Raw genomic sequence first — 17804 nt, 5'->3', positions numbered from 1 at the left:
ACAGAAGTCTGCTTCACACCCGGCGCAATTAGCTTTACTATGGCGGCCAACAGAACCGGATACAAATCGTATATACAATTGCCACAGCGATGTCTTTACAATGTGATCCCTCAGGTTTATCCCTCATTTCTCCTACCATCCGGAGTCAAGCTTGTTAACACTCAGACAAAAATTGTCGCAGATCCCGGAAGGGTCCGGCGCGCTGTTCTTCATCCAGATCTTTGCCACGCTGGGCTTTGCGGTGCTGTATTCCACGCTGGTGCTGTATGCCACCAAGAAGCTGGGCTTCACCAATAAAGAAGCGACTGCGATCATGGGCGTGTTCGGCGCCTTCAATTATGGCTTGCACCTGTTTGGCGGCTATCTGGGCGGGCGTTTCCTGTCCAACCGCAACCTGTTCGTCGGCGGTATGATCCTGCAGGTGCTGGGCTGCGGCTGCATTTCCGGCGGCACCACGCATCTGCTGTACTGGGGGCTGGCCCTGTTCCTGACCGGTAGCGGCCTGAACGTCACCTGCCTGAACCTGATGCTGACGCAACGCTTCAAGCCGGAAGATACCCGTCGCGAAAGCGCCTTCCTGTGGAACTATGCAGGCATGAATCTGGGCTTTTTCATCGGCTTTTCTGCCGCCGGCCAATATCAGCTGGACGGCAACTATTCCGGCCTGTTCATTTTCGCAACGATAGGCAACTTCCTGGCCATCGTGCTGGCAGCGATCAACTGGAGGGCGCTGAAAGACTTGAACACGCCTTTGCTGGACGCGACGCCAACCCAGTTCAGGCTGCGCTTCGTCGCCGGCGCATTGATCCTGGTGGGACTGGTGCCGGTTATCTACATCATGCTGCAGCATGCGGAGCTGAGCGGCAATGTGGTGATCACCGTAGGCGCGCTGATCGCGGCCATCCTGATCTTCCTGGCGCTGAAGCACAAGGATGAGCGCGAGCGGAATAATATGTGGGCCTATATGATCCTGACTTCCGGATCGCTGGTTTTCTGGTCGCTGTATCAGATGGCGCCTTCCGGCCTGAACCTGTTTGCCGAATCCAATATAGACCGCATGGTCTGGGGCGTGGAAATTGCGCCGGCCTGGATACAAAATATCAATAGCTTCACCATCATGATAGGCGGCCCGCTGACGGCAATGTTGTTTGACAAGCTGCGCAAGAAGGGCTGGCAGATTGATCTCAGCAAGCAGTTTGCCACTTCGCTGATCCTCATCGGCCTGGGTTTCCTGGTTCTGCCGCTGGGCATCATGCTGGCCGGCAGCGACGGCATGGTCGCCTTTAAATGGATCTTCATCAGCTATATCTTCCAAAGCCTGGGCGAGCTGCTGATTTCCCCGGTGGGCTATGCAATGATAGGCCGCCTGGCACCGCGCCAATACCAGGGCATCATGATGGGTACTTTCATGCTGACCACCGGCGTTGCGTCGGTAGTCTCCAGCTGGTTCTCCGGCCTGGTGCCGGAAGCCAAGGAAGGCCTGACAGCCGCCGCCACCAACCCCACCTACAAGAGCATCTTCGCCACCCTGGGCTGGGGCAGCGTAATCATCGGCATCGTGATGGTAGCGCTGATCCCTTTCCTGCGCCGCATGATCAAGGATAGCCAGCCGGCAGAGCCGGGCGCGGAACTGGCTGCCGTACCTGCGGCGGAGTTGCACGCTTAGCGCAGTGTATTGGCGCAGTTTAAGGTGCCGGTGCACATCCTACATTTTGGTTATTAAACTGACCGAAAAAAACGCTACCTCGGTAGCGTTTTTTGTTTGCCGCACTTATTTTGCAGAGCGCCACCAGCGCAACCATGATCGTTGCTTGCGGACATACGCGCGTCTTGCCGGTATGATCAGCGCTACCCTGGCGCCGCCGTTGGCGCCGTTGCCTATCTCCAGGCGTGCGCCTATGCGGGCGGCGCGTTCGCGCATGCCTGTCATGCCCCAGTGTAAAGGCTTGCTGCCGGCCTTCAGCACTTCTTCCGAAATACCCTTGCCGTCATCGGTCACGAGCAGCGTAAATTCTGTATCCGCGTATTCAAGCTGCGCATGTACGGTGCTGCCGCCAGCATGCAGGAAGGCATTGCGCAGGGATTCGCAGGCGATGCCGCTGGCTTCGTCGTTGGCCTGGGCTTGCAACGGAATGCGAGTGCCTTTCACGTTCAGATGAAAGACGATGCCCGGATGTGCTTCCATCAGCAATTGCGAGGCTTCGCTGATGGCGACCTCGATATCCCCCAACTGATGATTGCGCAATTCATGCACCTGGGAGCGGCCTTCGTTCAGCGCCTCGTCCGCTTGCGACAGCACGTTCAGCAGCTTGTTGCGGGCATTGCTGTGTTCCGGCATTTCCATCGCCACCAGATGAAAGCGCAGCACAATCGCATGGATGCTCTGCAGGAAGGTGTCATGCAAGGTACGGGCGATTCTTTCCCTTTCTGCAGTACGTACGTCAAAGCGCTCCATCATTCTAGCGGTAGCGATACGCAGCCGGTACAGGTAGAGCAGGTATAGTAGCGCGGTGATCGCCAGCAGGCACAGCGCCTTGAACCACCAGGTTTGCATGAAGGTGGGTTCAATCTCAAAAGACAGCGCGGCTTCGCCGTCACTGCCAACGCCATCCTCGTTGATCGCCTTGACCAGGAAACGATAGCTGCCTGGCTCCACGTTGGTGTAGTAGGCGGTGCGGCGCGGGCCGGCTTCTTGCCAGGTCGCGTCCACGCCGACCAACTGGTATTGCATGCGCGCGCGCTCTGGCTTGGTCAGCAAGGGGGTGGTGAACTGGATATTGAAGCTTTGTGAAGCGGGTGGCAAGCGCAGGCCCGGCTGTGCCGGAAAGGCGAGGGCACCGGCGTTCAGGCCCAGGATTTCCACCTTCGGCACCGTCATGTTGCGTTTGATCTGCCTGGTGTCAAGGCGAACCATGCCCTCGGTGGTCAGTATCCACAGCAGGCCGTTTGGATCCACCAGGATGGTGGACAGGCGGCTAAGAAGGTCTGCCTGGCCTGGATAGCCTTCCAGCACATCGATCAGTTCATAGCGCAGGCTGGCTTCCGGGTTATCCATCACCGCCTGCCAATCATCCCTGCGGACGTGGATGATGCCTTTGCCGCCATTGAACCAGTGGTCGCCATCCTCGGTGACTGCCATGCCGCTGATATTGCTGAGCACGTCCGGCTCCGCGACTTTGAGCGGGCGAAACACGGTGCCCTCCAGCACGGCCAGGCCTTTGTCGCTAGCCACCAGCAGCTTGGGGCCGACAAAGATGCCGGTCGCCAGCCCGATATGGCTGCCGTCATAGCGGGTGAGTTTGTCGTTATCGTAGAAATTGATCGAGCCGTCCGCACAAGCCAGCCATAACTGCCCCGCTGCGGCGCGCACGCTTAAAAAGATCCTGGGCGGCAGGTTGAACTTGGCGCGCGGCAGCCACTTGCCTTCCACCAGTCCTATCAGGCCGGTTTGCCTGGTCGCCATCCATAAAACCTTGCCGTCGTCCATGATGCCGGCCACGTCCATGTCCACAGGCTTGCCGTCGCGGCCAGGAGGGTAAGGGATTTTTTGTATTTCACCCTTGTAGCGGCGTTCTATTTCGCGTTTGCCGGCCAGCAGCAAGGCGCCGTCGCGGTCATGCGCGACAAATTGGTAGGGCTGGCTTTTAAGCGGATCCAGCAGCGGAGGCGCGTTGGGAAAAAGCTGCCAGGCTGTTTCCGCCAGCCGGTCCACGGCCCACACCTGGCCGCTGCCATCGCGTGCCATGCTGAAATCTTTATTTTCCGGCAGCTTGGCGGAGACGATCTTGTTTTCCCGCAGGCGCTCCAGTCCTCTCTGGGTGGCGATCCATATGTTGCCTTCGCGGTCTTCCAGCACCACAATGGCAACCAGTGCCGTCATTTGCCAGGGCTGGTCAAACTTGTCGGTCGCCTGGCGAGATGGAATCAATTGTGTTTCCTGCGTATGGCCGGCGCCCGCCAGCAGGCAGATGCCGCGCGGGCACAGCGATGCCCATAAATTGCCGTCCCGGTCGAACTGGCCGCCATAGCGGGACTCTCTCTGGTTGAAGTCAGCCGGGCGCGGGCGTGAAGGGCCGCTGGTGGCGGCAGGGTTGGGCACGAGTTGCACCCTGTCCTTGCCGGCCACCCATATCCTGCCGTCCGGCGACTGGATCAGGCTGCCGGCGGTGTTTTCCATGGCGATCTTTTCAAACTTCCCGCTGCTGCGGTTAAGCAGGTACAGCCCTTTGTCGCTGGAGGCCCACAACTGGTCGTATTGATCGATCAGCACATTGATTGCGGGAGGCTCAGAAAAGCCCTCCTTCTCGCCGAACCTTTGCAGGCGTCCCTGGAAGTAACGGTACAGGCCGGTAGGGGTGGTTACCCACAAGCTGCCGTCCTTATCGACCACCACCGTTCTTACGCCTCCCATTTCCGGAGTGAATGCGGGGAAGTGCTCGATGACACCGTTCTTGTGCAGCACCGACAGGCTGCCGACCATATAGCTGATATATAGGTCGCCGTTGGGTTGCGCGATCAGCCCGTAGATCCTGGGTATCTGGATATCTCCGCCGCCCGGCGGCTTAAAGCGTTCAAAACGCAGCCCGTCAAAGCGGTACAGGCCGTTAGGAGTGCCCAACCACAACCAGCCGTCCGTTGTCTGCGCCATGCTGGTGATCGCGGCCGGCGCGCCATCCCGGGTAGTCCATTTGGTATGGTTGTAGTCTTCCAGGCGGATGGTCGGGTTGAGGGCAGAGGCATAGCCGTGGAAGAGCAGCATCGCGGAAGCAAGGACGGGTGCCAAGGTGGGTAGCAGCAAGCGCGTGAGGGCAGGGAGGCCGGGAAGTTTCATGCAATAAATTGAAAAAGAGGGTAGGCTGGCGATCGGCAATAGTACCGTGGCGCAGCGGCAAGCTGCGAACAATGATCCTGATCCAGCAGGAATTGTGGATCAAGGCACAGGGAATGTCTCATTTTTGATTGCTTGGTATTATCTTCATCAGTTTGCGACGGCCATTAAGCGATTGGCCGGAGATAGAAAAGGAAACCTATGCGCACCTTGCTGTTCAGTTTGCTGTTTGTTTTATCCACCAGCTCCCATGCCGATGATACTGCCCGGAATTCTCCGGCAAGTCACGTTGATAGCGCTACCATCGCCGAACAGGCCACCATCCTGGATACACCCACTGGCAAGATCATCGGCAGCTTGCAATTGCCAACTGCTCAATTGCCTACCGCAGCAGGCCGCGTGCCGCTTGCCATCATCGTTGCCGGTTCAGGTCCTACAGATCGCAACGGCAACAGCAGCATGCTGCCCGGCCCCAACAACAGCCTGAAGCAACTGGCGCGGGCTCTGGCAGATGCCGGTATTGCCAGCGTGCGCTACGACAAGCGCGGCATCGCTGCAAGTGCCGCCGCCGGCCCGGTGGAGTCGGCGCTGCGATTTGATAATTATGTGAACGACGCCAGCGGCTGGGTGCAAAAGATGAAGCAGGATGAGCGCTTCTCATCGGTTGCCATCATCGGCCACAGTGAAGGCTCGCTAATTGCCATGCTCGCCGCGCGCCAGGCCAAGGCCGACGCCTATGTGTCCATCGCCGGCCCCGCCCAAGGCGCTGCCGACGTGCTGCGAAAACAATTGCGCCCCAAGCTGAACGGCGCAGCCGCTGCTGAAAACGAGCGCGTCTTGCTTGCACTGGAACACGGGATACTCGCCGGCGATGTACCCGCCGGATTTGCAGCGCTGTACCGGCCAAGCATACAGCCCTACCTGATTTCCTGGTTCAGATATGTGCCAGCGGTGGAGCTGGCCAAGCTGGATATTCCCGTGCTGATCGTGCAGGGCAGCACCGATCTGCAAATCACGGTTGCCGATGCCGAAGCGCTTAAAAAAGCCAAGCCGTCGGCAACCCTTGCCATCGTGCCGGGAATGAACCACGTGCTGAAGCTGGTTGACGGCGATCTGCAAGAGCAGATCGGATCCTATTCCAATGCGGCACTGCCGCTGGCGCCGGAGCTGGTCAAGTCTGTTACGCAGTTCCTGAAAGCCAATTTGAAATAATCACCTTATGGCAGGATAGCAGGATAGCGGGATAACAGAATAGCGCCGGCTTGCTCAGTCCACCGGGTCCAGCAGCCGCGCGCCCGCGCCTTGTTCCGATAATTCATCCAGCGGATTGCGCAGCCTGCAAGCGTCAATCGACAGGCAGCCGCAGCCTATGCAGTCGTTCATCTGGTCGCGCAACTGCGTCAGTTTGGTGATCCTGTCATCCAGTTCCTGCTGCCAGCGGCGCGATAGCCTGGCCCAGTCTGCCGCATTCGGCGTGCGGCCCTGCGGCAGCGATGCCAGCGCTTCATGGATGGAGGCCAGCGAGATGCCGATGCGCTGCGCTACCTTGATCACAGCCACCCGGCGCAGCACATCCCTGGCATAGCGACGCTGGTTGCCTTCGTTGCGCAGGCTGGTGATCAAGCCCTTGGCTTCATAAAAATGGATGGCCGAGACCGCCACGCCGCTGCGCTTCGCCACCTCTCCCACAGACAGCCGCTTGCTGATATCGGCCGGTTCTATCCTGGACATCAAAAACTCCTTGACCTAAAGTTAAGTTGAGGTTTTACACTGATTCTACTCCAAATCACCGACAAGAGAGAATCCGATGCTGGCTACTCAAATCCCGGAAAACAATAAACTGATCGTGCGCCGAATCTACGAAGACTGCTTCAATACCGGCAAGCTGGAACTGCTGCATGAATTGCTGGGCGATGATTTTATTGGCAGCCGGGGAGAGCAGGGACCGGCCGAGTTTGCAGTAACGGTTGCCACACTCAGAAAAGCTTTTCCGGATGTGCATTTTGTCGTGGAAGACCTGTTCGCCGAGGGCGACAGGGTGTGCGTGCGCTGGACATTTACGGCCACGCATCAAGGTCCGTTTGCCGGTGTAGTCGCCAGCCACAAGGCAGTGACACAGACCGCCATCACGATCTACCGGATGAGTGATGGCAAGGCGCGACAGGCATGGCTGCAGGCGGATCGTCTCGGTCTGCTGCAACAAATCGGCGGTGTACCCGCGTAGAGCTTATTCCAGATTTATCTATCTCAAAGAGTTAAACAATGAGCACTGCAATCATTCTCGGTACCGCCAGAAACGGCGGCAATACGCATCAACTGGCGCTGCGCGTTGCACAGCATATTGCGCCGGCCGGCTCTGCCCGCCTGTTTGATCTGGCAGACTACGATATTGATGCCTACGACTACAAGCATCACAACAGCGACGATGATTTTTTGCCGCTGATGGATGAAATCATCGGCTACGACCATATCGTGCTGGCTTCTCCTATCTACTGGTATTCCCCCAGCAGCGTCATGAAGGTTTTCCTGGACCGCTGGTCCGATCTGCTGACGATAGAAAAAGAAATGGGCCGTCGCCTGCGACAGAAATCCGGCGCCGTCATCTCTACCGGTGCCAATGCAGAACTGACGCCCTGTTTTGAAGACATCTTCCGCCTTACCTACGAGTATCTGGGCATGTCTTACAAAGGCATGCTGTACTGCGCCTGCGATGAGGAGATCCAGCTTGATTTACATCACAGCGCCATCGATCAATTTACAAGGAACTTCCATGCTGACGGAACAACAGGTCGCGTACTACTTGCGGCGGATTGCGTATAAGGGCAGCCTGGCGGTAGAGCTGTCTACCCTGCAGGCCCTGCATCAGGCGCACATGCTGCAGGTGCCGTTTGAAAACCTGGACATCCCATTGGGCCGCCCCATCGTCATTACGCAACAGGCCCTGTATAACAAGATCGTGGCGGCGCGACGCGGCGGCTTTTGCTATGAGTTGAACCACCTGTTTTTTGCCTTGCTGAGCACGCTGGGCTTCAAGGTGCAGATGTTGTCTGCCTGCGTGGTGTACGGCAACAGCTTTGGCCAACCCTTCGACCATATGCTATTGCTGGTGGAGCTGGATGGGAAGCAGTACATCGCTGATGTAGGCTTCGGCGATTCCTTCCGCGAGCCCTTGCTATTACAGGATGAGCCGGTCACGCAGCGGGATGCCGCTTATTGTTTCCGGCGGGAGGGCAGCGATTATGTACTGCTGCAGCAAAAACAGAAGGAGAGCATGGACTGGCAGCCGCAATACAGGTTTGACCTGGATGCGCATGGCATAGAAGCTTTCCAGCCCATGTGTATGTACCAGCAAAGCTCGCCGGATTCTCCCTTCACCAAAAAATCCGTGTGCTCCATCGCCACGGAGGACGGGCGCAAGACCATCTCCAACGGCAGGCTGATCCTTACTGCGGGCGGCGAGCGCACCGAGCATGCGATTGCGAGTGAGGCAGAGTACAGGCAGATCCTGCAGGCGGATTTTGGAATGAGCCTGGTGGCGGGACTATCATTGCGCAGCTTGTTGCCAGAGAAAATTCCAGCCTAAAGCCACGATGGCTTCTATGGCCGCGATGGCTCAACGGGCAGGGTTCTTACTTCCAGCCCCAAAGACTTTCTCACCTCGGTCGATACCTGATCAAAACGCCGCCCAAATTTTTGTGAGGGATCTTTTTCAGAATAGATGATCTTCTGTTCCGGGTCCCAAGTGATCACGGTGCTCATGATGACCCTGCGGCTTTCCGTCAGGTCCAGATGCAGGGTATGGCTGGCTTCCTTGTAGGCGGTGACCACAAAGCGTACGCCCAGCACATCATTGCCGTTGCCGGCGATGCTGGCGCCGGTGCCGTCGCTATCAATGTACATGGCCTGGCCGGTCAGCAGCGCTTGCCCGTTAAACGTGGACCCCGGCGTAGCCCAGATGCCAACCAGATCCTTGGGAATGACTACCGCCGCCTGCACACAGCTTGCTGCCAGTGCGACGGCAGCCAAGCCGGCTATACAAATAAAACGTTTGATCATGTGCCCTCTCTGATTGTTTCGCTACAGTTCGTATTGGTTTGCTGCGCCGCCCTGCAGAATTAGATGCATGGACCTGATAGATTGATCCGTGGTGAATAAGGCAATAACAATGTAGCATGGATGAAGATGCCCGGCAGGGCGTCTTTCCGGCCTTGAGACAATCTGTCGTGTTTTTGGTTCATGCGCATCAAAAATCGCAAGCTGTCATCAAGCTCAGGTATATTGCCATGAGGAAATAAAATAAAAATACCTCTTTTGGAGACAACACAATGCATCAGCATGGACCTTTCCGTTTACTTTTCCTGGCGGCAGCACTCGGTTTCAGCGCCTTCGCTTCCGCCCAGCAGCCCACCATCAAGATAGGGGTGATCGGGCCGGTCACCGGCAAATCCTCGGAAGACATGGGGCAGAGCATCATGGGCGGTGCGCGCGTGTTTCTGGCGGATATCAACCAGATAGGCGGCATCATGGGGCGGCAGATAGAGTTGGTGGAGCGTGATGACCAGGCCAAGCCCGACATAGGCGCTGCCATCGCCAAAGAGATGGTGGAGAAAGACCATGTGGTAGCCGTGGTCGGCTTCGGCAATACCGGCGTGGCACTGCCGGCGGCGAAGATTTTCCAGGAAGCCAAGATACCGCTGATAGTCTCCGGCGCTACCGGCGCCAGCATCACCAAGACCTTCATGCCGCCGGCTTACCCGGCCAGCTATGTGTTCCGCACCTCCGCCAGCGATGCCCTGCAACCCATTGTGATTCTGAATGACGTGATCGACCGCCGCAAGATAGACAAGATCGCGCTGCTGCATGATGAAAGCCCCTACGGCCAGTTTGGCAAGCAAAGCATGCTGGCCGAGCTGGAGCGCCGCAAGCTGAAGCCGGTAGTGGTGGAAAGTTTCAAGGTCGGCGAGCAAGATATGAGCACCCAGCTACAGCATGCCAAGGACAGCGGTGCGCAAGCCATCGTCATGTATTGCCTGGGGCCGGACGCCGCCAGCGTGGTCAGGAGCGCAGAAAAGATGAAGCTGAAACTGCCGCTGGCAGGTCCCTGGACTTTGTCGCAGCAAGCCTTCATTGATAAATCCGGCTTAGGTGCCGAGGGTGCAAGGATGTCGGTCACTTTCATCGAGAATGAGCTCAGCTCGGTCAGCAACCAGTTCTCGCTAGCCTACCGCAAGATCAACAAGGTCAATGGCATTCCGTCCGCCGTCGCTGCCGGCCAGACCTATGATGCATTGCGCCTGCTGGCACTGGCCATGTTCCAGGCCAACTCCACCGAAGGTCCCAAGATCCAGGAAGCGCTGGAAAACCTGAAGCTGCGCACCGCCTCCACCGTAGTCTCCCGCTACGACCGCCCCTTCACCCCCACCGACCACGAAGCCATAGACCTGAACATGATCGTGATGGGCGAAATCCATAACGGCAAGGTGATCTATGCGTACAAGGAAGATGCGAGCAGGGGATCGATTGCGCGGATGAAGAAGGGGCAGTAGCTGCAAAATGTCGACCTGAAAAAACAATGCAGGCCATCAGGTCAGAGCTGCGCCGGTTTGCTTGATAGCTGCTCCGGCGCTGCTCTATCCTGACATCAGGCTTTCCTTGAGCGCCTTCTCCACATAGCTGTCAAACCCAGCCCCAGCAAGGCGATGGATGAGGGTTCAGGGACTGCAGCGCCGGTGATGAGGATATTGTCGATACGCGGTCCCGGATGCGCATCGTCTACGCCGTCGAAGGTGGCAAAGCCAAAGGACAGATAGATGTTTTGATTGGCGAACGCTGACAAGTCCACGTCGTAGGAATGATAGCCGTCGTTTTCAGTGATATTCACGCCGCCATTTCCGGGGTTGGAAGAGGCCACCACTGTCCCAAAATTAATGCCGTCCAGAGAAATACCGATGGACAAGCGATCGAATGAGTCGGGCGCGTCTCCGATTTCATCATCTACGCGTGCATCAAACAGCAAGTGATTGGAATTGGTCAAAGCTATGACACCGGAGAAAGCATTGAATTGCGATCCGTTAGTCCCGGCATAGCTTCCGTCCGGAGTAGCGCTGGCAGTCTCGTCATGCACATAACCCAGTGCCCCCTTGCCGCTCGCCGGGGCATTTGCCGTTACATGCCAAAAGCTGTCGAAGGTCCAGTCTGGCGTGCCCCCCTCAAAATCCTGGCTGTATATCACGTCGGCCATCGCTGGTGCGATGCCGGCGCATAGCGCCAGTGCGCATAAGTATTTCTTCCCTGATATCGCTTTCATTTTTATTCTCCATGGTGATGGGGCGCATCGTGTATGGTCGGCGATGCGCAGGGTAATCAAGCATAAATCGTGCTAATGGATGATTGCTTCATGAAATCAATTACTTAAAGTTATTAAGACTATTTTTTGCGAAGAGATGTCAGCTTTTTCGACAATAGATAAAGCATTTTGTTTGCATGAAATGCAATGGGAGATTGGCTCCGTTGCCATTATGCATATCTTGCGGATATGCTAATTTTTTGTAAGAGGTTGCAAGTTCGAAATCAAAGCGAACGCGGCACGCCGGCCAGCTTGTCTATGTCGTGCATCAAAAATATCGCGATGATGCAGCCTTCATCAATAATGAAGGATTGTGCCGAATTGAATTTTCTGTCCAGGTATAAAAGCAATCCCGGCTCGCCGCTGATGCGGCATGGCAGATAGTGGCGCTGGCTTGACGCTGGGTAGCTCAGCGGGTATGGCGTTGCGCCTGATCCGCCTTCACTGAAGATCACCACTTCTTTCGATGCCAGTTGGCGCAGTGCGGCGTCATCCGCATCCGCGCTGGCGCGCATGAATGCCAGTACCGGCGCGCGGTTGGCGTGTGGATAGGTATCCTGATCGGACCTGTCCAGCTGCCTATCTCGTTGCTTGTCCAACTGTGCCAGGAGGCCGGTGCGCTGCCGCTGCACTTGCAACTGGGAGCGCAGCACCATCTGGCGGCAGGCTGCCAGCGGCTGGCCTAGCGCGGAGGCGACGTGGCGGTAGTCCTGGCCGAACACATGGCGCAGGATGAATGCCGCCTGTTCTGCAGGGCTGATGTGCTGCAGTGCCGACAGCAAAGTCCGCTGCAGATCATCTGCCAGTGCAGCCGCATCTTGCGTGGCAAGCTCTTCCGGAGCGACTATTTCCACCAACTTTAGCGGCAGCCGCCAGCCCAGGTAAATGGGAGAGTCCGGCGCTGGCGTTTTTAGCCTGTCTACGGCAAGCCTTGCCGTCGCTGCAATCAGGCGCGAAGTCTCTGGCGCATTGCCAGATTGCAGATGGCTGCGGCTTTCCGCTATCCACCAGGCCAGCGCATGCTGCAGCACGCAGTCTGCTTCGTAGCGATTGCCCAGTATCTGAAAAGCGATAGCAAACAGGCGGGGCTGTATGGCATCAAACATCTGCGCTAAACCGGCGTCGGTGGGAGCATTCATACAGCCTTTCAGAAAAGTCCGGGGCCGAGATCAAAGGCTAAACTGTAGGGTGTGTTAGCGCAGCGTAACGCACCGAATTCATCGCGATCCCGTATCGTTATTAGTCCACGAGGTCATTGTTAGCGATGGCAATTGATTCAACACCCAGTGGATCATCCGGTGCGTTACGCTGCGCTAACACACCCTACATTCCTGTTTTATGCCCGCTTCTGCGCCAGTGCGGCACGACCGGCGGCCATTTCACGGGCAACTGCTGCCACGCGCGCGCCGAGGTGGGCGGAGGTTTTCAGGTCGGCGGAGGTGGCTGCATCATCGGCAGATAGATCCGCATCCGATTGGGCCGCAGCACCAAGGAAAAATCCGTGCCGGTTGAGCGAGTCTTCGGTGCTGGTGGAGTTGTTGTGTCCGGGCGGCAGGCCGAGGTTCACCCAGTGCATGCCGTGCTGCGCGGCGAATATCGTGAGCTGCTGCAGGGTGACCAGCTTGTCTCCCGAGCGCGATGCCGCATTGGTAAAACCGGCGGCGATCTTGTCTTTCCATTTATATTCGCGGAACACATGGCTGGAGCTGGCGTCCATGAAGCTTTTGAATTTGCCGGATGCGCTGCCCATATAAGTTGGGCAGCCGAAAATGATGGCGTCTGCGTTGTTCAGGTCATCCCAGTGCTGATCGATATCGTCCACGCTGATCATCATCGTTTCGGCACCGCCGGTCATCGCGCCTGCGGCCACGGCTTCGGCATGCTTGGCGGTGTGCCCGTAGCCGCTGTGATAGACGACGGCGATAGATATGGAGGTAGAAGCAAACATACATTTCCTTATTGAATGAAGGGAGACCGGCAAAACACAAAGCGGGATTGAACGGCGGTCAGGGCCGGTGTTGCGCTAATGAGCACAGCACCGGCTTGGAAGCAATCAGTGGCGCGGTTTAGAAGCCTGGTGCCGGTACTTCCGGGATCTGGTTGCGCAGGCTTAGGTTGAGCGAGTTCCAGCCCTTGATGACGGCGATGGCATAGCCGATTTCTGCGATTTCATTTTCGCTGAAATGCTGGCGAAGTTCTTCGTAGGCAGCATCGGTGTCATCGCGGTGCGGTAGCGCATTGACGGCTTCGGCCCAGCCCAGTGCGGCGCGTTCGCGTGCGCTGAAGAACGGTGCTTCGCGCCAGCCGGCGATAGCATTCACGTGGCGTGGTTCTGCGCCTTGCTTGATCAGGTCGCGCCAGTGCATGTCGACGCAGACACCGCAGCCGTTGACCTGGGACACACGCAGGTTGATCAGTTCAATCAGGCGTGGGCCCAGAGAACTTTGCTTGACGGAACCGGACAGATTGATCATCGCCTTCAGATTGGCAGGGGCGAGTTGGAAGAGGGGGATGCGAGCAGTATGCGACATGATGCGCCTTTCGGTGAGTTTGGAAAGGCACCCTGTGTGCCTTCCATACTCATAAGACGGGTTGCTCAAGGATTTTGTGACAGATGCGGCGATTTATTTTTAAAAAAAGCGAAAAATTATTTTTTCAGCGTACACCTATGCCCTCATGCAATCGCCGGCACGCTGACGAGCTTGTCCGGGTTGCGGATGATGTAGATGGATTTGATGGCATTGTCTTCAATGACAAAAGCCTGGGCCGATTCCAGTTTGCCATCCACATAACGCAGCAGGCCGGGTTCGCCATTGACGGTCGCCATCCTGTAAGTCACCAGGTTGGGGAACTGGTGCTCCAGCGACCAGTAGATGCCGGCAATGCGGCCTGCGCCGTGCAATATGCGCAAGAAGGAATTGACCTTGCCGCCGCCGTCCGCCACGATCTCTACATCGGCTGCTAGCAGCGCCTTCATCGCGCTGCGGTCGCCGTTGCTGGCTGCCTGCATGAACTGGGTTAGCAGCTTGCGGTGCGCTTCTTTCGATACTTCAAAGCGGGGGCGCTCCTGCTGCACGCGCTCTTGCGAACGATGCACCATTTGCCGGCAGCTGGCTTCCGATTTGCCGAGGATGCTGGCGATATCGCTATAGTCTTCATCAAACACTTGCCGCAGCAGAAAGGCGGCGCGCTCTTCCGGGGCCAGGCGCTCCAGTACCCACAAAAAGGCCACCGACACATCGCTGGCCAGCTCGGCAACGGTTTCCGGCGTTTGCTCGTTCAATTCCACCAGGGGTTCCGGCAGCCACCAGCCTACATAGGATTCGCGCTCAGCCTTGCGGGTGCGCAGACGGTCCAGCGCCAGGCGGCTGGTGACTGTCACCAGCCATGCTTCTTCCGACTGCAAGCCGGTGCGCTCTGCTTCATGCCAGCGTATCCACGCATCCTGCACCACGTCTTCCGCATCGGAACGGGTGCCCGTCATGCGGTAGGCGATGGAGAATAAGCGCGGACGCAATGCCGCGAAGGTGTCCGAAGCGCTGTTATCGACTTGCTTGCTCATGGATGCTTACCAACAAAATTCATAACATAGGCTTAGACGCGGGACGGCATCTGTTTGTGACAGGTTGGAATGAAAGTAATGAAATATTTCTGCCACATACTCTTTTCTAAAGGGGAAAGAGCTTGTTTCATGGGCATTTCCAGCTGCCATGAGCCTTCAGTATAGGCTTTTCATCAACAAGCGAGAATAGTGATGGCAGGGGGCAAGATGTTGCCGTGACTATGCAGGCATCCCGGGAGGAAGGAATGCCTGCAGTTTTGGAGTAAAGGACCGGCAGGCAGCCTTGTTTGCAGCCTTGCTTGTAAGCTTATTTGCAACCTTACATGCGGGCGCCGCCGCCAGCGCTTACGCCGGGAAATCGCTGGCAAGCTTGCCCAGCACCTCGGCTGGATTGACTTCAGGCTTAAGAAGGGCCATCAGCGTGGCATGGTCTTCCTTGCCTGCATGGATGGCAGCGATCAGGCCGTCTATCTGTTTGGAAAATCCCGGCGTGGCATACGGATTGGGGATGCTGTCCTCAAACTCTTTTGCAGAGACCTTGCCGTCGCCATCCATATCCATCGCCTTATACAGCGCATCCGATTGCGCCTGGCTGCCGCCGCCTGCCTGCACTTGGCTAAACAGCTCTGCGGAGGAAATACTCTTGTCGCCGTCGGTATCCACGACAGACATCATCTTGTCCTTGTACAGCCCGGCAAAAGAAACCATCTTGACCTCGATGCCCTCGGCGGTGATGCCCTGGAACCCGGGATTTTGCGCCGCGGCTTCCGCATCCTTTTGGGCATCCAGCACCGATTGCGCCTGCGCTTGCGCCACCGCAGTTCCTGCGCCTGCCGTAGCTGAATCAGTATTGGCGGCATGCTTTTTTTGTGTGGTGCCGGCGCTGCTCAAGGCGTTAGCCAGCAGTGATGCATAGTTGGGAGGCAGGGATGCTATCGAAGTCATGTCGGCTCCTTCATTCGTTAAGTGTAATGAGGCATCTCTGCGTGCAGTGCTGAAAAGCGCCCGCGCCCGCCTCGCTGCCGGTGGATGTTTTGTAGGGATGCACAGCTTGCATGCATTGCCATACAGAAACGGCAATATATTAGCGCCGAAATCCGCTTTGCGGCCAGGGATCAAAGCGCAGAATAAAAGGTGAAATTACCTTCAATTCGTTGATTTGGCGGGAGGCTGGTTGCCCTCGCAGGGCTTCTTGGGAGGTACAGGATTGCTCCTGATGATAGTGGGCGGCGCTGGCTGCGTGCCGCAATACACATTCACCTGCACGCCGGAGCCTATCTCGCTGGTGCGAAATTGCGTGGCCTGTTTCTTGTCATCCTCGGGTGGGCGTATGTATTTCTGTATCAGCGCCTTGGCGGCTTCCACGGTGATGGTACTGCCGGCCTTGATCAGTTCATCCTTGATGCTTTTTGCTTCGCTGGCGGTGATTTTGCCGGCTGCAACAAAATTGTCAATCAGGCCGGGAAGCCAGTCCAGTGATAGCTTGCTCTTTTCCGATGCGCCTTTACCCTGGGATTGCGCTGCCTTGCTTTTTTCCAGTGCATCCAGCAGCAGGTAAAGGCTGCCGCTGGCATCAATAGTGGGTGCGGGCAGGCTGCGCAAGACTTCGCCCGGCCTGGCCGCACCGGCGGTGATGCGTGCCAGCTCGGTTTGTTGTTCCAGCTTGAAGCGCTCCATGTCCATGCGCATCTTTTCCAGTGCCAGATCATGCTGCAGATACTGCATCCAGAAGTACACGGTGAGCAGGATGGCGATGACCAGGCAGATGATGCCCGGTATCAGTCTGGGGTCATCGGAAAGTCGGGGCTTTTCAATTTCCTTGCTGTCTGGCAGGCGATGATCCTCGCCGGGTGGTACCGCAGAATCAGTCATGTTTATCCCCTCTGCAAGTCAGGAAAATTTCAGCTTCTGTTTTTGGTAGCGCTGGCTGGCTCAGCTTTACTATTTGTTATTTTTCTATCATTTGCATGATACTGAATACCTGTTGCAAGTGATAGCAGGTGTTGTATTTGCTCTGGGTGCGAAGCTGTACTAGAGAGAGTAGGGGGGCGAGCAGAAGGCATCTATTGCGATAAGGCAATATTTGAATTAGACTGGATCCATGCCTGTGCTGCGGTATATTGCGTGCAGTCACGCTAGGGACGTGGAGGATGTTTAGGTAAGGGCCGTAATGCGTATAGTCAAAGTTCTGGGTTTTCTTTGCTGGTTGCGCTTCACACTGATGATATTGCCGGCAGCGCATGCGGCGGATTTGTCCGCAGCTTCACCGGCCGCAGCGCTCACGTCCACACCCATGCAAACCCAAACCGTCAGCATCTGCGTCGATGCAGAGCCGCCGCCCTGGGCTTACTGGAAGCGCGATGCTGAGGGCAAGAAGACCCGCGCGCTGGTCGGCACTTCTGTAGAACTGGTGCAGGCGGCGTTTGCAATGCTAGGCAAGACCGTTGAGTTTGAAGGCGATATGCCCTGGAAGCGCTGCCTGATGACAGTCGAAAGCGGACGCATCGATTTTTCAATGGGCGGCTATTACGATGCTGACCGTGCCCGCCGCTTTGATTATTCCATCCACTACAATACGCTGACGCCGCAAGTGTTTTTCCGCGCGACCGATGCGCTGCAGATTGATAATGTGGCCGACCTCAAAAAGTATCACGGCTGCGGCGTCACCGGTGCCAGCTACGCGCATTATGGCTTGCGGGCGGACGATCTGGACCTGGGCAACGGCTACGATTCGCTGATCAGGAAACTCAACGCCAAACGCTGCGACTATTTTGTGGAGGAGCTGGAAGTTGTTTCCGCCTATAAGATGACCGGCATCGATTATCTGTCCGATCCCGCCATCCGCCACGCACCGGTACCCGGCGCCAAAGCGCCTTCCAAATACCTGATGACGGCCAGGAACGGCCGCGCATCAAAGCTGCTGCCGCAATTTAACGAAGCACTGGCAGCGCTGATCAAATCCGGCGAAGCCGCAGCGATATGGAAAAAACACGCGGGCAATCTGCCGTATCTACCTTAGAAGCTATTGCGAAATTACGCTGGCGTTGTTGCTCCTCCTCGCCGTACTA

General features: G+C 56.9%; 17 protein-coding genes. 7 read left to right on the top strand and 10 right to left on the bottom strand.

The features are described from left to right. Positions 1-151: 151 nt before the first annotated feature. Positions 152-1666 (top strand): peptide MFS transporter, encoded by a 1515-nt coding sequence (locus IEW12_RS05720; RefSeq protein ID WP_188564975.1) that lies wholly within the window; start codon positions 152-154, stop codon positions 1664-1666. Between the two features lie 105 nt (positions 1667-1771). Here the strand turns inward: IEW12_RS05720 and IEW12_RS05715 are convergent, their stop codons facing one another. Beyond that, complete coding sequence (locus IEW12_RS05715) at positions 1772-4831, bottom strand: sensor histidine kinase (protein ID WP_188564974.1); 3060 nt, start codon at positions 4829-4831, stop codon at positions 1772-1774. Positions 4832-5029: 198 nt separating this feature from the next. Between IEW12_RS05715 and IEW12_RS05710 the strand changes: the two genes are divergently transcribed. Next, positions 5030-6040: an alpha/beta hydrolase gene (locus IEW12_RS05710; RefSeq protein WP_188564973.1), complete on the top strand. Its 1011-nt coding sequence runs from the start codon at positions 5030-5032 to the stop codon at positions 6038-6040. Between the two features lie 54 nt (positions 6041-6094). Here IEW12_RS05710 and soxR read toward each other — a convergent pair whose 3' ends face one another. Further along, positions 6095-6559 carry a redox-sensitive transcriptional activator SoxR gene (soxR, locus tag IEW12_RS05705; RefSeq protein ID WP_188564972.1) on the bottom strand — a complete coding sequence of 155 codons (465 nt, stop codon included), beginning with the start codon at positions 6557-6559 and terminating at the stop codon, positions 6095-6097. A 76-nt stretch (positions 6560-6635) separates the two neighbouring features. Between soxR and IEW12_RS05700 the strand changes: the two genes are divergently transcribed. From IEW12_RS05700 to IEW12_RS05690, 3 genes are read left to right on the top strand one after another with little or no spacing between them, the layout of a single operon-like run. Beyond that, complete coding sequence (locus tag IEW12_RS05700) at positions 6636-7052, top strand: ester cyclase (protein WP_188564971.1); 417 nt, start codon at positions 6636-6638, stop codon at positions 7050-7052. Between the two features lie 38 nt (positions 7053-7090). Then, the gene (locus IEW12_RS05695) at positions 7091-7648 is read left to right on the top strand and encodes a flavodoxin family protein (protein WP_188564970.1); all 558 of its coding nucleotides are present in this window, start codon (positions 7091-7093) and stop codon (positions 7646-7648) included. Further along, on the top strand, positions 7599-8411 hold the full coding sequence (locus tag IEW12_RS05690) for an arylamine N-acetyltransferase family protein (protein ID WP_188564969.1): 813 nt from the start codon (positions 7599-7601) through the stop codon (positions 8409-8411). The genes IEW12_RS05695 and IEW12_RS05690 overlap by 50 nt, the downstream gene beginning before the upstream one ends. A gap of 14 nt (positions 8412-8425) precedes the next feature. Here the strand turns inward: IEW12_RS05690 and IEW12_RS05685 are convergent, their stop codons facing one another. Further along, positions 8426-8884: a hypothetical protein gene (locus IEW12_RS05685; RefSeq protein WP_188564968.1), complete on the bottom strand. Its 459-nt coding sequence runs from the start codon at positions 8882-8884 to the stop codon at positions 8426-8428. A 269-nt stretch (positions 8885-9153) separates the two neighbouring features. Between IEW12_RS05685 and IEW12_RS05680 the strand changes: the two genes are divergently transcribed. Then, on the top strand, positions 9154-10374 hold the full coding sequence (locus tag IEW12_RS05680; RefSeq protein WP_188564967.1) for an ABC transporter substrate-binding protein: 1221 nt from the start codon (positions 9154-9156) through the stop codon (positions 10372-10374). Between the two features lie 95 nt (positions 10375-10469). On the opposite strand, the gene IEW12_RS05675 is transcribed toward IEW12_RS05680, so the two are convergent. The 7 genes from IEW12_RS05675 to IEW12_RS05645 all read right to left on the bottom strand — a co-directional run bounded on the left by IEW12_RS05675 (position 10470) and on the right by IEW12_RS05645 (position 16608). Next, the gene (locus IEW12_RS05675) at positions 10470-11135 is read right to left on the bottom strand and encodes a PEP-CTERM sorting domain-containing protein (RefSeq protein WP_188564966.1); all 666 of its coding nucleotides are present in this window, start codon (positions 11133-11135) and stop codon (positions 10470-10472) included. Positions 11136-11398: 263 nt separating this feature from the next. Beyond that, the gene (locus tag IEW12_RS05670; protein WP_188564965.1) at positions 11399-12313 is read right to left on the bottom strand and encodes a sigma factor-like helix-turn-helix DNA-binding protein; all 915 of its coding nucleotides are present in this window, start codon (positions 12311-12313) and stop codon (positions 11399-11401) included. A gap of 197 nt (positions 12314-12510) precedes the next feature. Beyond that, entirely contained in the window at positions 12511-13122 is a 612-nt protein-coding gene (locus IEW12_RS05665) for a flavodoxin family protein (RefSeq protein WP_188564964.1), read from the bottom strand. A gap of 118 nt (positions 13123-13240) precedes the next feature. Next, a complete protein-coding gene (locus tag IEW12_RS05660; protein ID WP_188564963.1) occupies positions 13241-13705 on the bottom strand; it encodes a carboxymuconolactone decarboxylase family protein in 465 nt (154 codons plus the stop codon). 143 nt (positions 13706-13848) lie between these two features. Next, on the bottom strand, positions 13849-14736 hold the full coding sequence (locus IEW12_RS05655; protein WP_188564962.1) for an RNA polymerase sigma-70 factor: 888 nt from the start codon (positions 14734-14736) through the stop codon (positions 13849-13851). A 345-nt stretch (positions 14737-15081) separates the two neighbouring features. Continuing rightward, positions 15082-15681, bottom strand: a complete 600-nt coding sequence (locus IEW12_RS05650) for an EF-hand domain-containing protein (RefSeq protein WP_188564961.1) — start codon at positions 15679-15681, stop codon at positions 15082-15084. Between the two features lie 201 nt (positions 15682-15882). After that, positions 15883-16608, bottom strand: a complete 726-nt coding sequence (locus IEW12_RS05645; protein ID WP_188564960.1) for a hypothetical protein — start codon at positions 16606-16608, stop codon at positions 15883-15885. 298 nt (positions 16609-16906) lie between these two features. Here IEW12_RS05645 and IEW12_RS05640 point away from each other — a divergent pair, with 298 nt between their 5' ends. Next, a complete protein-coding gene (locus IEW12_RS05640) occupies positions 16907-17755 on the top strand; it encodes a substrate-binding periplasmic protein (RefSeq protein ID WP_188564959.1) in 849 nt (282 codons plus the stop codon). The last annotated feature ends 49 nt before the right edge of the window (positions 17756-17804 follow it).

Origin of the sequence: Parundibacterium terreum (assembly GCF_014636315.1) — a bacterium.
Lineage (GTDB): Bacteria > Pseudomonadota > Gammaproteobacteria > Burkholderiales > Burkholderiaceae_D > Undibacterium > Undibacterium terreum.
The sequence above is the reverse complement of the archived record's forward strand: the minus strand, read 5'-3'. Positions and strand labels throughout refer to the sequence as shown.

Bases quoted from the DNA above. Each gene is read 5' to 3' on its own strand.
- IEW12_RS05715 (WP_188564974.1), bottom strand. From the start codon at position 4,831: ATGAAACTTCCCGGCCTCCCTGCCCTCACGCGCTTGCTGCTACCCACC.
- IEW12_RS05710 (WP_188564973.1), top strand. From the start codon at position 5,030: ATGCGCACCTTGCTGTTCAGTTTGCTGTTTGTTTTATCCACCAGCTCC.
- soxR (WP_188564972.1), bottom strand. From the start codon at position 6,559: ATGTCCAGGATAGAACCGGCCGATATCAGCAAGCGGCTGTCTGTGGGA.
- IEW12_RS05700 (WP_188564971.1), top strand. From the start codon at position 6,636: ATGCTGGCTACTCAAATCCCGGAAAACAATAAACTGATCGTGCGCCGA.
- IEW12_RS05695 (WP_188564970.1), top strand. From the start codon at position 7,091: ATGAGCACTGCAATCATTCTCGGTACCGCCAGAAACGGCGGCAATACG.
- IEW12_RS05690 (WP_188564969.1), top strand. From the start codon at position 7,599: ATGCTGACGGAACAACAGGTCGCGTACTACTTGCGGCGGATTGCGTAT.
- IEW12_RS05685 (WP_188564968.1), bottom strand. From the start codon at position 8,884: ATGATCAAACGTTTTATTTGTATAGCCGGCTTGGCTGCCGTCGCACTG.
- IEW12_RS05680 (WP_188564967.1), top strand. From the start codon at position 9,154: ATGCATCAGCATGGACCTTTCCGTTTACTTTTCCTGGCGGCAGCACTC.
- IEW12_RS05675 (WP_188564966.1), bottom strand. From the start codon at position 11,135: ATGAAAGCGATATCAGGGAAGAAATACTTATGCGCACTGGCGCTATGC.
- IEW12_RS05670 (WP_188564965.1), bottom strand. From the start codon at position 12,313: ATGAATGCTCCCACCGACGCCGGTTTAGCGCAGATGTTTGATGCCATA.
- IEW12_RS05665 (WP_188564964.1), bottom strand. From the start codon at position 13,122: ATGTTTGCTTCTACCTCCATATCTATCGCCGTCGTCTATCACAGCGGC.
- IEW12_RS05660 (WP_188564963.1), bottom strand. From the start codon at position 13,705: ATGTCGCATACTGCTCGCATCCCCCTCTTCCAACTCGCCCCTGCCAAT.
- IEW12_RS05655 (WP_188564962.1), bottom strand. From the start codon at position 14,736: ATGAGCAAGCAAGTCGATAACAGCGCTTCGGACACCTTCGCGGCATTG.
- IEW12_RS05650 (WP_188564961.1), bottom strand. From the start codon at position 15,681: ATGACTTCGATAGCATCCCTGCCTCCCAACTATGCATCACTGCTGGCT.
- IEW12_RS05645 (WP_188564960.1), bottom strand. From the start codon at position 16,608: ATGACTGATTCTGCGGTACCACCCGGCGAGGATCATCGCCTGCCAGAC.
- IEW12_RS05640 (WP_188564959.1), top strand. From the start codon at position 16,907: ATGCGTATAGTCAAAGTTCTGGGTTTTCTTTGCTGGTTGCGCTTCACA.